Here is a 13,124-nt window from a genome sequence, read left to right as displayed (position 1 = left end):
CCGTACAATCCCGCTGATGGACGGCCCCGTCGAACACCGCACGCTGGCTGTCGACGGGGTGCGGTCGCCGGTGCTCGTGGCCGGCACGGCTGGGCCGGACACCGGCGAGGCCGTGGTCTTCGTGCACGGCAACAACGCCGGCGCTAAATGGGACCGTTTGCTGATGCCGGTAGCCGGTTTCGCTCGGGTGATCGCGCCGGAGATGCCAGGATTCGGCGCGGCCGACAAGCCCGCCCAGTGGCCCTACACCGTGGCCGCCTACGCGGCGCACCTGGGCGCGATCCTGGACCAACTCGGCGTCGAACGCGTCCATCTCGTCGCCCATGATTTCGGCGGTCCCTGGGCACTCGCCTGGGCCGTCGACCATCTCGACTCGGTCGCCAGCATCACGCTGATCAATGCCCCGGTGGTGATCAACCACTTCGCGGCCAAGCTGTGGCGCACACCGGTGCTGGCTGAGGCGTTGTCACGGATCGGTGGCCCGGCGGTGCTGCGTCGCGTACTCGCCATGCGCGATCCGGGACTGCCGGCCGACGCGCTCGAGTCGATCGCCGAGCACATGTTCGCCCGTGGCACACCCGATGCGGTGTTGAAGCTGTACCGCTCCACCGGACCGAATGCCCTTGCCCCGTATACCGATCGGCTGGCCGAGTTCGACGGCGATGTCTTGGTGGTGTGGGGTGCCGACGACCACTACGTGCCGTACGCGCAGACCGACGACTATCGCCGGATCTTCCGGAGCTGCGAGGTGCAGCCGGTGCCGGGTACGGGTCACTGGCCCTGGCTCGAGCAGCCCGATGCGGTGGCCGGGCACCTGACCAGGTTCCTGCGCAGGCAACTCGGGAGCGCGCGGTGAAACTGCGTCGGGTCCGCACCGCCACCGGCCTTCCCGTGCAATCCCTTGATCCCGAAGGCAATTGGGTTGATTACTCCGACCTCACGCCGCTCGGCGGCCGGGTGTTCGACGATGCCTGGCTGACGGCGGCGGCCGAACGCCAGTTGCAACACAGCGACCACCTGCTGCCGTTCCAGCCGGTGTCGTTCCGCGACTTCATGCTGTACGAACAGCACAACATCGACGCCGCCCGCGGGCTGATCCGGCGCTTCCATCCCGGCCTCTACCGGGTGACGTCTCTGTACGAACGTGTGACCGGCCGGCCGGTTCCGCAGTTCAAGCCGAAACCGCTGTTCTACCGGCAGCCGATCTACTACATGTCCAACGCACAGACCTTCGTCCCGACCGGCACCCCGGTGGCGGTCCCGGACTATTCACAGGCGCTGGATTTCGAGCTGGAGATCGGATTCGTGCTCGCCGCACCGTTGTTCAATGCGACCCCCGCCGAGGCGGCCGAGGCGATCGGAGCGTTCGTCGTGCTCAACGACTTCAGCGCACGTGACGTCCAGCGCCCCGAGATGCTGAGCGGGTTCGGGCCGCAGAAGTCCAAGCATTTCGCCAGCTCCATGTCGGACACCACCGTCACCGCCGATGAGATCCTGCATCGGATCGATTCCCTCACCGGTTCGGTTGCCCTCAACGGGACAGTGGTCAGCACGGTCAGCAGCGCCGGGATGCAGTACAGCCTGGGCCAGGTGCTGGCACACGCATCACGCAGCGAACCGCTGTATCCCGGGGAGCTTTTCGGAACCGGAACGCTGCCGGGCGGAAGCGGCATGGAGACCGGGCACTGGCTACGTCCCGGGGACACCCTCACGCTGACCTTGGACGACATCGGCCGCATCGAGCATCGGATCACCTGACTACCGGGCTGCGGCGTCGATCGCCTTGTAGATGCGTTGCTCGCTGACGGGCCGCGGTGTTCCCAACTGCTGGGCCCACAGGCTCACCCGCAACTCCTCGATCTGCCACGCGATGTCACGGATGTCAGCGGCCGCCGCCCGGCCCGGCGAAAGGGCCTGGACCAGTTCGTCATAGGCGTCCTCGACGGCGTGCACACGCGACATCCGGTCCTGATCGGCACCGAGCCCCTGCGGCAATCTTTCCAGCCGGCGGGCGATCGCGGTGACATATCGGGTCAGATCGTTCAGCCGCGCTATTCCGGTCGCGGCGACAAATCCCTTGGGCAACAGGCGATCCAGTTGAGATCGGATGTCGGCAACGGCATCGGCCTGGGCGGCTGACGGCTTGTCGGGCAGCGCGACCTGCACCTCGTGTGCGGCAGCCAGCACCTTCTCCACCCGGTTCACCCCGGCTTGCGTGGTGGCGCCGAGTTCCTTGCCGGCGCGGGCCAGAACCGAGGCGAACTCGGCCTTCGTCCACACCGGCTTGGGAAGCAGGACGTCGGCGGCCGCGTCGGCGCAGTCCTCGAGAAGTGCCGCCAGCGAACCGTCGGGATTGGCGTTGAGTGCCAGTCTGGTCCGGGTGCTCATGCCCCGCTCGATCGCCTTGACCGGTGACGGTGCGGTCAGCCGCAGCAGGCGGCGAAGGCCCAGCCGCATGGCTGCGGACTGGTCGGCCGGGTTCGCGAACACCTTGATGTCGACGGCCTTTCCGGTGTCTACGAAGGCCGGGTATCCGCGGACGGTGTGGCCGCCGCTGACGTTTTCCACGGTGCGCGGCAGCTCATCAAGGTCCTCGGGCCAGGCCCGCAATCCGGTGCGTTCCAGGTCGCCGCCCAGCGCTGCAGCCACCGCCTGGGCGACGGGTACCGCCAACTGCTCACGCAAGGCGTCGATGTTCTTGCCGCGGGCCACCTCTTTGCCGTCGGCCGATTCCACGGCGAACGTCATTCGCAGATGGTCCGGGATCTTGCTCAGGTCGAACGCGTCGATCGGCACCAGAATGCCGCTACGCCTGCGTAGTTCGCGCTGAACCTCGTCCAGCAGTGACGCGGCGGACGGATCGATGTCTCCCAGGATGGCCCGCGCGGTGTCGGGTGCCGGGACGAAATTGCGGCGCAGGTCCTTGGGCAGGGACTTGATCAGCGCGGTGACCAGCTCCTCCCGCAAAGCCGGTACCTGCCAAGCGAAGCCGTCACCGCCGAGCCGGGCCAGCACGCCGACCGGCACATGCACGGTGACGCCGTCGTCGGCGGCGCCGGGATCGAACCGGTAGGTCAGCGGCAATTCGAGATCACCGGCCTGCCACGTGTCGGGATTGGCCGCACCGTCCTCGGAACGCAACAGATCGTCGCGGGTGAAGGTGAGCAGGTCAGGTATCTTGTGCCGCTGCTTCTTCCACCACGCGTCGAAGTGGCGGGCGGAGACGATATCGGCCGGGATGCGCGCGTCGTAGAGCGCGTAGATGTCGTCGTCGCCGACCAGCAGGTCGCGCCGACGGGCCCGCTCCTCGATCTCTTCCAGTTCGGCACGCAGCTGCGCGTTGTCGCGGAAGAAGTGGTGCCGGGTCTGCCAATCCCCCTCGACCAGCGCATGCCGGATGAACAACTCGCGACACAGCTCCGGATCGATCTGGGTGTACCCGATCTTCCGGCGCGGAACCAGCGGCAGCCCGTAGAGCGTGACCCGCTCGAACGCCACCACCGCGCCGCGCTTGGCCTCCCAGTGCGGCTCGCTGTAGTTGCGTTGCACCAGGTGTCCGGCCACCCGCTCGATCGCCTCGGGTTCGGCCTTGGCGGCGATGCGACCGAACAGCCGGCTGGTCTCGACCAGGTCGGCCACCACGATCCAGCGCGGGGGCTTCTTGGTCAGCACCGAACCCGGCGCCAGCACGAACTTGGAGTTGCGGGCACCTTGATAGTCGCGGGATTCACCCTCACGGAGTCCCACGTGAGACAGCAGACCAGCAGTCAGCGCGGCGTGGATGCCAGCCGGCTCAGCCGGCTCGTCACCCTCTCGGATGCCGATATCGCGGGCGATGCTTCGCAGCTGCCCGGTCAGGTCCTGCCATTCCCGGATCCGCAGGTAGTGCAGGAACTCCTCGCGGCACATCCGCCGGAAGGCATTGCCGGAGAGCTGGTTTCGTTGCTCGCGCAGATAGTTCCACAAGTTCAGGTACGAGATGAAGTCCGAGTGCTCGTCCGCGAACCGGGCGTGCTTCTGACGCGCCGCCTCTTCGCGGTCGGTGGGACGCTCACGCGGATCGGGGATCGACAGCGCCGCCGCCAGCACCAGCACCTCCCGCACGCAGCCCTCGGTATCGGCCTGCAGGATCATCCGCCCGACACGCGGGTCGAGCGGCAACCGGGCCAGGCGTCGTCCGACATCGGTCAGCGCGCCCGCCGCGTCGAACGCGCCGAGTTCCTGCAGCAACTGCACGCCGTCGCGGATGCTGCGGGAGTCCGGCGGATCGAGGAAAGGGAACTCCGCGATATCGCCCAGCTGCAGCGCAGCCATCTGCAATATGACCGCGGCCAAGTTGGTCCGCAGGATCTCCGGATCGGTGTAGCGGGGCCGGGATTCGAAATCCTGCTCCGAGTACAGCCGGATGCAGACACCCGGCGCGGTGCGCCCGGACCGACCGGCCCGCTGGGCTGCCGACGCCTGCGAGATCGGCTCGATCGGCAGCCGCTGCACCTTGGTGCGACGGCTGTAGCGGGAGATCCGCGCGGTGCCGGGATCGACGACATAGCGGATGCCAGGCACCGTGAGTGACGTCTCGGCCACGTTGGTGGCCAACACGATTCGCCGGCCACTGTGGCTGGGCTGGAACACCTTCTGCTGATCCGCGGTGGGCAGCCGGGCATACAGCGGCAGCACCTCGGTGTTGCGCAGGTCCTTCAATGCTTCTGCGGTATCTCGGATCTCGCGTTCACCCGACAGGAACACCAGCACATCGCCCGGCGGTTCGGACTCCAGCTCACGGACCGCGTCGACGATGGCCTCGGTGGGGTCACGCACCTCGGTCCGCACGATCTCGTGATCGGGATCGTCGGGATCGTCGGAGTCGTCGTCTCCCCCGACAGTGACCTCCAAGGGCCGGTACCGGATCTCGACGGGATACGTCCGGCCTGAGACCTCCACGATGGGCGCATCATCGAAGTGCGCCGCGAAGCGTTCCGGCTCGATCGTGGCCGAGGTGACGATGACCTTGAGGTCGGGGCGGCGCGGCAACAGCTCACGCAGGTAGCCGAGCAGGAAGTCGACGTTGAGGCTGCGCTCATGGGCCTCGTCGAGGATCAGGGTGTCGTAGCGCAGCAGCCGCCGGTCCCTTTGAATCTCGGCGAGCAGAATGCCGTCGGTCATCAGTTTGATCAGGGTCGAATCGCTGGCCTGGTCGGTGAAACGCACGGTGTAGCCGACGGCTTCGCCGAGCGGGGTGCCGAGCTCGTCGGCGATACGTTGCGCCACCGTGCGTGCCGCGAGCCGGCGGGGCTGGGTGTGGCCGATGGTCCCACGGATCCCGCGGCCCAACTCCAGGCAGATCTTCGGCAGCTGGGTGGTCTTGCCCGAGCCCGTCGCACCGGCGACCACCACCACCTGGTTCTCGCTGATGGCCTTGGCCAGCTCGTCGCGGTGTTCACTGACCGGCAGATCGGGGTAGGTGATGGGCGGCACGGCGGCCTGGCGGGTGAGCACGAGGGCTTCGGCGGTGGCGATCTGTTCGGCGATCCTGGCTGGATCGCCTTCGCGGAGATTTCGCAGGCGGCGGCGCAACCGGTCCGCGTCGCGAATGGTCAGCCCGTCGAGGCGGGAGCGGAGCTCGGCGACTGACGGTTCGGACACTCGGTCAAGGATAGGGGCTGGACCTCGTGTGGTGCAGATCACATACGGTATTGAACTGGGAACCTCCGGTTCCGTAGCCGTAGGTTGCTGCAACCTACGCTTGCGTACCCCGTTCGGCCTCCGCGACGCTGACGGATCGTGGGTCATTACATCGCCAATGTTCGCGACATCGAATTCAATCTCTTCCAGGTTCTGGCCTTGGGGCCGGTCCTCGACTCGGGCGCGTTCGGCGACCTCGACACCGACACCGCGCGCACCATGCTCGACGAGGTGGCGCGCTTTGCCGAAGGTGTTGTCGCAGAGTCGTTCGCCGACTCCGACCGCAACCCGCCCGAGTTCGATCCGGCCACTCACGACATCACGGTGCCGGGGCCGCTCGCCAAGACCGTGCAGGCAGTCAAGGACGCCGAGTGGTGGCGCGTCGGGCTCGCCGAGAACGCCGGCGGCACACCGGCACCCGCGTCGTTGGTGTGGGCCATCCAGGAAATGATCATGTCCGCCAACCCGTCGGCGATGTTCTTCTACGGTCTCGGCCCGGCGATGGCGCACACCCTGGCCGAGGTCGGCACCGAAGAGCAGCAGCGCTGGGCGCGGATGAGCATGGACAAGGGCTGGGCCGGCACCATGGTGCTGACCGAGCCGGACGCCGGGTCCGACGTGGGGGCCGGGCGCACCAAGGCCATCGCGCAGCCCGACGGCACCTGGCACATCGACGGGGTGAAGCGCTTCATCTCCGGAGGCGACGTCGGCGATACCGCCGAGAATGTCTTCCATCTCGTGCTGGCCCGCCCCGAGGGCGCCGGGCCCGGCACCAAGGGGCTGAGCCTGTTCTACGTCCCCAAGTTCCACTTCGACTCGGAGACCCTCGAGCTCGGGGAGCGCAATGGCGTCTACGTCACCGGCGTCGAGCACAAGATGGGCATCAAATCGTCGCCGACGTGCGAGCTCACCTTCGGCGCGCACGGCACCCCGGCCGTCGGTTACCTCGTCGGCGACGTGCACAGCGGCATCGCGCAGATGTTCCGCGTGATCGAGAACGCCCGCATGACCGTGGGCGTGAAGTCGGCGGGCACCCTGTCCACCGGCTACCTCAATGCGCTGGCGTACGCCAAGGAGCGCATCCAGGGCTCGGACATGCTCAAGATGACCGACAAGACAGCACCGCGGGTCGCGATCATCGAGCACCCCGATGTCCGGCGCAGCCTGCTCACACAGAAGGCCTACGCCGAGGGCCTGCGGTCGGTGTACCTGTACACCGCGGCGCACCAGGATTCGGTGGTGGCACAACATGTCTCGGGTGCCGATGCCGGTCTGGCACACCGGGTCAACGATCTGCTGCTGCCGATCGTGAAAGGGGTCGGATCCGAACGCGCCTACGAGGTCCTCACCGAATCGCTGCAGACCCTCGGCGGATCCGGTTACCTGCAGGACTACCCGATCGAGCAGTACATCCGCGACGCCAAGATCGACTCGCTGTACGAGGGCACCACCGCCATCCAGGCCCTGGACTTCTTCTTCCGCAAGATCGTCCGCGACCAGGGCGGGGCGCTGGCGCATGTTGCGGCCCGGATTTCAGAGACCATCGATGCCGATGGTGCCGGACTGGAACCCGAGATCGCCCGGCTGGCCACCGCGCTGGCCGACGTTCAGTCGATGGCGGCCACGCTCACCGGCTACCTGATGGCCGCTCAGGAACAGCCCGCGCAGCTGTACAAGGTCGGCCTCGGTTCGGTTCGGTTCCTGCTGGCGGTGGGTGATCTGCTGATCGGCTGGCGCCTCCTGGTCGGCGCGCAGGTCGCTCAAGCCGCACTGGCAACGTCGAGCGACCGCGACCGGGCGTTCTACGAGGGCAAGGTCGCAGTGGCGAAGTTCTTCGCGCACAACATGTTGCCGCTGCTGACCGCGGTTCGCGAAGTCGTTGAATCGGTCGACGACGACGTCATGCAATTGGACAACGACGCGTTCTGAGGCCGGCCGGGGAAGATGGTTCCCATGGCCGACTACGTCATCCCACCCCCGCCACAGGCGTCACTGCCCGTCAGCACCGGGCCCGGCCGCTTTCCGGTGCGACGGGTGTTCTGCGTCGGACGCAACTACGCGGCGCACGCCCGGGAGATGGGCAAGGACCCCGACCGAGAGCCGCCGTTCTTCTTCATGAAGCCGGCCGATGCGGTCATCGACGCGGCCGGCACGGTCCCGTATCCATCGCTGACCTCGGCGTTTCACCACGAGATCGAGCTCGTGGTGGCGCTGGGTGCCGGGGGCCGCGACGTGGCGCCCGCCGATGCGCTGAACCTGGTCTGGGGCTACGGCGTCGGTGTCGACCTGACGCGCCGCGATCTGCAGGACGAGGCCAAGAAGCTCAGCCGGCCGTGGGACTGGTCCAAAGGGTTCGACGCGTCGGCGCCGTGCACCCCGATCCATCCGGTCGACGAGATCGGGCACCCGGACCACGGCGAGATCTGGCTGCGGGTCAACGGCGAACTCAAACAGCACGGTGATCTCAAAGACCTCATCTGGGCGGTGCCGGAGGTCATCAGCGCGATCTCGACAGCCGTCGACCTCGCCCCCGGGGACCTGATCTACAGCGGAACCCCCGCCGGGGTGGGCCCGATGCAGCCCGGTGACCTGGTCTCCGGCGGCGTCGGAGGAGTCGCGGAGTTCAGCTTCACGATCGGCCCAGCCGATCGGCGGCCCGCCTGACCCGCTGCCCCGCGGTGTCCACCTGGCGGGCTGTCATCGCACGCAACGGGTGCACGGACAGGATCAGTGCGACCCGGCCGTCGACGTCGAAAACGGGTGCCGCGATGGTGGCCACCGGCTGCGGTTTTCCCTCGGCATCGCCGGCCGGGGCCAGTCCGATGGTGGTGAATTCGGCGAGCAGTTGATCGGTGATGCCCCGGACGTGATCGGGCAACCCGTCACTCGACAGCGTGCCGACCACCTGCGCCGCCCGCGTCAGGTCTGGTGTCGTCCAGTCGACATCGAACCCACGGTCCCTGGTCTGGGCGAGAACTTCGACAAGCCTTTCGGTGAGCGCATCGCCGGCGGTGGGCGCCCGGCCGATCCAGGCGCGTTGCTCGGCAGGCGTATCCCAGGCCGCGAAGGCGGCCCCGAACGGCGGGGAGTACCGGATGCGGTCGCCCGGCGCTGAGGACGGCTGCCGGCCGGCGCCTTCGAAAGCGGTGATCACGAGCTCGTCGGCGGCCCGTTCGACGACTGACGCGGCGTATCCGAAGTGTTGTGAAAGTTCCCGTGCGGCAAGGCGGGCCGCATGCGCAAGCGGACGTGCCGCCTCGGTTCGGGCAGCCACCACCGCAAGGCCCGGTCCCAGGGCGAACGTCTTGTCCACGGGATCGCGGATCAGCCAGCCCCTGTCGCACAACGTCGTGAGGATCGCGTGCGCGGTGGCCTGGGTCAGATGCAGCGCGCTGACCACATCCGAGAACCGCAACCGCTCATCGACCGAACCGGCCAGCAACTCGATCACGTCGAGCACCCTGTTTGTCGGCGCCGAGCCTGCACCACGCACCCTTGACTCCTCTCTGGGCGGTTCCTACAGTCGGATTGATAATTCGAGAGACTATCTCGACTATTCGAGAATTGGTAGGTGCGATGCGCGCAGTCGTCTTACGGGAAGGCGCACTGGCGGTGCGCGAGATCGCCGATCCCGTACCCGGTCCGGGCGAACTTCTCCTACGGGTGACCAGTACTGCGATCTGCGCGTCCGATGTCCACTTCATGGACCATCCCGAACTCGGGCTCAACGATCCCACCGGCCGATCGCTCTATGACACCGGACAAGATGTGGTGCTGGGCCACGAGTTCGTCGGTGAGGTGATCGGACACGGCCCCGGCAGCAGCGATCAGTTTTCCCTGGGCAGCCGGGTCACCTCTATCCCCATCAGGCTGATCAACGGCGGTGCCGACGGCGCACACATCATCGGCCAGCACCCGGACTCCCCTGGCAGTTTCGCCGAGCTCGTCGTGGTGTCGGAATCGATCGCGCGAGGCGTGGGTCCGGGTCCGTCAGACGACGCCGTCGCACTCACCGACGCTTTCGCGGTCGGCGAGTTCTACGTGCGCTCAGCCAGATTGGAACCTGGCGAGGTCCCCATCGTGATCGGCGCCGGGGCGGTCGGCTTGTCCGCGGTCGCGGCGCTGAGGCGCCGGGGTGTCGAGCCGATCATCGTCTCGGACTACCAGGCCGACCGACGTGCACTGGCCGGTAAGGAATTCGGCGCACACATCGCAGTAGATCCAGCCGAGCGCTCACCGATGGACGTCTGGCGCGAGGTACGGGCCGAAGGCAACCTGTGGGGTCCGGCGGTGGTGTTCGAATGCGTCGGCGCATCCGGTCTGATCCAGAAGATCGTCGAAGAAGCCGATATGGGTACCCGGATCTACTGCGCGGGTGGCTGGTACACCGGTGACACCCTCGACATCACCACCGCCACCCGCCAGGGCGTGACCCTGCAGTTCGGCGGCGGACCCTGGCCGCAGGACTGGTACGGAACACTGGACGCCATCGTCGCCGGAGACCTGGACCCGACACCCAGCATCGGCATGGTGGCGACCCTCGACGAGGTACCCGACGCGCTCGACCTGGCCCGCCGGCCGGCGGGACCGGCACGAATCATCGTCCGTCCGAATGGAGTTGGCAGTGAGTGACCGTGAAGACATCATCGATGTGCTGGTCCGCTACGCGACCGGGATCGACCGGCGGGACTGGCCGCTGTTCCGCACCGTGTTCACCGACGACTGTGTGCTGGACTACGGCGAGATCGGGCAGTGGAACGGGGTGGACGCGGTCACCGAGTTCATGGATCAGGTCCATGCCATGGCCGGGTACACCCTGCACCGGCTGTCGAACCACGCGATCGCGGTCGACGGCGACACCGCAACGGCCCGAACGTATGTGGACTCGCTGATCATGGCTGCGGACTCAAGTCCCGCCAACAGCTCCGGCGTCAACGGCATCGGTTTCTACGACGACGAACTCGTCCGGACGGCCGCCGGTTGGCAGATCGCGCGGCGACGGTTCACTGCGGTACGGATCGCCAATGTCTGAGGCGTTCGCAGACAAGTACGGGCCGTGGGCTCTGGTGGCCGGGGCCTCGGACGGGGTCGGCTCGGCGATGGCCGAAGAGTTGGCCCGTCGCGGTCTCAATGTGGTGCTCTTGGCCCGGCGCCAGGCCGTCCTCGACGACGTCGCCGCAGGGATCCGCGAGCGCACCGGGGTACAAACCCGCACGCTGGCAGTCGATCTGGCCGCGCCGGGGCGGCCAGTGAGGTGATCGAAGCCACCACGGATCTCGATATCGGCTTCCTGGTCTACTGCGCGGGGGCTGATCCGCGCTTCACGCCGTTCCTGTCCAGCCCACTGGCGGACGCCGAGTCGCTGGTGCAGCGCAACTGCATGGTGCCGATGCAGCTGTGCCACCACTATGCACAGCCCATGGTGGAGCGGGGCCGCGGCGGCATCGTCATCTTCGGCTCCGGAGCCGGCCTGGTGGGTGGCGCCAACATGGTGGCGTACGGACCTAGTAAGGCCTTCGACATGGTTCTGGCCGAAGCATTGTGGAGTGAGCTGCACGTCAAGGGGATTGACGTCATCGGACTGATCCTGGGTAAGACGGATACCCCGGCGCTACGTCAACTCGAGTTCGAACGTGGCCAGCTCCCTTCATTGAGTGATGTACCCAACGGGGCCGATACCGTCGACAGTGTGATCACCGAAGCGTTTGACCATCTCACCAACGGGCCCACGGTGTTTGTCGGCGATCAGCTACGTAGTGCTGTAACGATGTTGGGGCAGGTGAGCCGCAACGACGCAGTCAAGTTGATGGCCATGGCGAGTGCCGCTGCGATGGGCGACTGACGAGACGCGTTCAGCGTTGCAGGAACGACGACAGCGCTTTCGCGTTGGCGCCGGTACCGATGAGTTCGCCCATTGCCCGGTTTTCCCGCACGCTGGCGGCAACGATCTGCTCGCGATGCGGTGCGTTCAACAATCGCTTCACAGTGACCAGCATCGCCGCGGGCTTTTCGGCGAGCAGTCTCGCGTGTTGCCGTGCAACGGTGAGTAACTCATCGGGTGAACAGACCTTCCATACCAGGCCGATCTCGCGCGCCTGGGCTGCCGAAATCCACTCCGAGGACAGCAGCGCCCAGGCCGCGTTCTGTCGACCCAGCAGCAGCGGCAACAGATATGTCGAGGCCGCTTCGGGCGGGGCACCCAGCGCCGTGAACGGGCACCGCAGCCGGGCCTCGCTCGACATGAATACGACGTCGGCGAAGCCCAGGATCGTCATGCCGAACCCGACGCCCACCCCGTTCACCGCGGCGAGCAGCGGCTTGGGGAAGTCGGTCAGAGTTTCGATGAGCCCGACGAAGGCGCTGCTCTCCACGTCGCGGTTCGCGTCGGCGGTGGCCATGTGCTCGGCGATCTCCTTGAGATCGGCGCCCGCACTGAATGCCCGCCCCGCGCCGGTAAGGAGCACGACCGAAACTTCTGGGTCTCTCGCTGCGTCTTGCAGGGCCGCCGCGAGGTCGCCGACGAGCTCCTCGCTGAACGCGTTGAGCCGGTCCGGCCGGTTCAGCACGATAGAGCGGACATGATCCTGGTCGTCAATGGAAACTGTCACGTTGTAACCTCCTGCGCAGCAATGGAATCGATCCGACGGAATGTGTGCTTGCCCATAGGCGATCGGCGAATCTGTGGAACCGAACGCCGCGCTTCGGCAGCTTGCACGACGCCTGAGCTTGCTCGGCATGATCCAGCAGCGCAGCTGCATCCCGACTATGCCCGAGGTTCGTCGCGCAACCAGATTCCGAGAAGATGGCCCGGCCGGGTATATCGTGCGATTCGATGAACCAGGGTAGGCGCACACAACAGGAACGGCGTGCAGACAGTGAACACCGACTGCTGACCGCGACGGCTGAGCTGATCATCGAACGCGGATTCGGCCAGTTGTCGCTCGTCTCGATCGGAGAGCGCGCGGGGTGCAGCCATGCTCTGGTAACGCACCTGTTCGGAACAAAGGCCGCAATGCTTGAGCGGCTCAACGCGATGGTCGAGGAGTTGTATCGCCAGCGTATTGAGCCCGTGGTGGCCGATACGGCCGGCCTGGAAAGCGTCGCGGTGTTCGCCCGGACGTATCTTGATCTGGCGACCAGCGAGGATCCGATCGCGCGGGTACACGGAGTGCTGTGGGCCCAGGCGGTCGCGGGTTCAGTAGAGCTGCGTCCCTCCAACGTCGAGTGGGACCGAAATATCCGCAGCCGTGTGGCCAAACTTGTCGCACAGGCTGCGGGAAAGCCTGATGTTGATTCGTCCTGTGAAACAACGGCATTCGTCATTGTCGGCTTGCTGCGGTCCGTCGCGACGCAGTATCTACTCGATCCGCAATCGGTCGATTTGCCGGCAGTGGTTGAGCGGGTCACCGCGGCGGCGACGGCGCTCGTGACCGCGTAGCAAC

General features: G+C 66.8%; 10 protein-coding genes and 1 pseudogene. 8 read left to right on the top strand and 3 right to left on the bottom strand.

Annotated elements, in window-relative coordinates:
* Positions 1-16: 16 nt before the first annotated feature.
* Positions 17-856 carry an alpha/beta fold hydrolase gene (locus AB0I14_RS14630; RefSeq protein ID WP_358022227.1) on the top strand — a complete coding sequence of 280 codons (840 nt, stop codon included), beginning with the start codon at positions 17-19 and terminating at the stop codon, positions 854-856.
* The gene (locus AB0I14_RS14625; protein ID WP_358022223.1) at positions 853-1,758 is read left to right on the top strand and encodes a fumarylacetoacetate hydrolase family protein; all 906 of its coding nucleotides are present in this window, start codon (positions 853-855) and stop codon (positions 1,756-1,758) included. Before AB0I14_RS14630 ends, AB0I14_RS14625 begins: the two co-directional genes overlap by 4 nt.
* Here the strand turns inward: AB0I14_RS14625 and hrpA are convergent, their stop codons facing one another.
* Positions 1,759-5,643, bottom strand: coding sequence for an ATP-dependent RNA helicase HrpA (hrpA, locus tag AB0I14_RS14620; RefSeq protein WP_358022220.1), 3,885 nt, complete (start codon positions 5,641-5,643; stop codon positions 1,759-1,761).
* Positions 5,644-5,781: 138 nt separating this feature from the next.
* Here hrpA and AB0I14_RS14615 point away from each other — a divergent pair, with 138 nt between their 5' ends.
* Both AB0I14_RS14615 and AB0I14_RS14610 read left to right on the top strand, forming a co-directional pair.
* Positions 5,782-7,611, top strand: coding sequence for an acyl-CoA dehydrogenase (locus AB0I14_RS14615; protein ID WP_358022217.1), 1,830 nt, complete (start codon positions 5,782-5,784; stop codon positions 7,609-7,611).
* A 24-nt stretch (positions 7,612-7,635) separates the two neighbouring features.
* A complete protein-coding gene (locus AB0I14_RS14610; protein ID WP_358022214.1) occupies positions 7,636-8,346 on the top strand; it encodes a fumarylacetoacetate hydrolase family protein in 711 nt (236 codons plus the stop codon).
* On the opposite strand, the gene AB0I14_RS14605 is transcribed toward AB0I14_RS14610, so the two are convergent.
* Positions 8,312-9,142 carry a helix-turn-helix domain-containing protein gene (locus AB0I14_RS14605; RefSeq protein ID WP_358022847.1) on the bottom strand — a complete coding sequence of 277 codons (831 nt, stop codon included), beginning with the start codon at positions 9,140-9,142 and terminating at the stop codon, positions 8,312-8,314. The genes AB0I14_RS14610 and AB0I14_RS14605 overlap by 35 nt on opposite strands.
* Positions 9,143-9,258: 116 nt before the next feature.
* Here AB0I14_RS14605 and AB0I14_RS14600 point away from each other — a divergent pair, with 116 nt between their 5' ends.
* The 3 genes and pseudogenes from AB0I14_RS14600 (at position 9,259) to AB0I14_RS14590 (ending at position 11,524) form a co-directional block, all read left to right on the top strand.
* Positions 9,259-10,314: a zinc-binding dehydrogenase gene (locus AB0I14_RS14600; protein WP_358022211.1), complete on the top strand. Its 1,056-nt coding sequence runs from the start codon at positions 9,259-9,261 to the stop codon at positions 10,312-10,314.
* Positions 10,295-10,714 (top strand): nuclear transport factor 2 family protein, encoded by a 420-nt coding sequence (locus AB0I14_RS14595; RefSeq protein ID WP_358022209.1) that lies wholly within the window; start codon positions 10,295-10,297, stop codon positions 10,712-10,714. Before AB0I14_RS14600 ends, AB0I14_RS14595 begins: the two co-directional genes overlap by 20 nt.
* A pseudogene (locus tag AB0I14_RS14590) lies at positions 10,707-11,524 on the top strand (SDR family NAD(P)-dependent oxidoreductase). The gene AB0I14_RS14595 and the pseudogene AB0I14_RS14590 overlap by 8 nt, the downstream one beginning before the upstream one ends.
* Before the next feature lie 10 nt (positions 11,525-11,534).
* Here the strand turns inward: AB0I14_RS14590 and AB0I14_RS14585 are convergent.
* Positions 11,535-12,290, bottom strand: a complete 756-nt coding sequence (locus AB0I14_RS14585; protein WP_358022206.1) for an enoyl-CoA hydratase/isomerase family protein — start codon at positions 12,288-12,290, stop codon at positions 11,535-11,537.
* 194 nt (positions 12,291-12,484) lie between these two features.
* Here AB0I14_RS14585 and AB0I14_RS14580 point away from each other — a divergent pair, with 194 nt between their 5' ends.
* Positions 12,485-13,120: a TetR/AcrR family transcriptional regulator gene (locus AB0I14_RS14580; RefSeq protein WP_358022203.1), complete on the top strand. Its 636-nt coding sequence runs from the start codon at positions 12,485-12,487 to the stop codon at positions 13,118-13,120.
* Positions 13,121-13,124: the final 4 nt, after the last annotated feature.

Origin of the sequence: Mycobacterium sp. NPDC050441, from assembly GCF_040655355.1 — a bacterium.
Taxonomy (GTDB): Bacteria; Actinomycetota; Actinomycetes; order Mycobacteriales; family Mycobacteriaceae; genus Mycobacterium.
Note: the sequence above shows the minus strand (reverse complement) of the source record. Positions and strands in the feature narration are given on the sequence as shown.

What these genes read in the sequence shown, in the direction of transcription:
- AB0I14_RS14630 (WP_358022227.1), top strand. Translation starts at nt 17, where the DNA reads ATGGACGGCCCCGTCGAACACCGCACGCTGGCTGTCGACGGGGTGCGG.
- AB0I14_RS14595 (WP_358022209.1), top strand. Translation starts at nt 10,295, where the DNA reads ATGGAGTTGGCAGTGAGTGACCGTGAAGACATCATCGATGTGCTGGTC.
- AB0I14_RS14600 (WP_358022211.1), top strand. Translation starts at nt 9,259, where the DNA reads ATGCGCGCAGTCGTCTTACGGGAAGGCGCACTGGCGGTGCGCGAGATC.
- AB0I14_RS14610 (WP_358022214.1), top strand. Translation starts at nt 7,636, where the DNA reads ATGGCCGACTACGTCATCCCACCCCCGCCACAGGCGTCACTGCCCGTC.
- AB0I14_RS14580 (WP_358022203.1), top strand. Translation starts at nt 12,485, where the DNA reads ATGGCCCGGCCGGGTATATCGTGCGATTCGATGAACCAGGGTAGGCGC.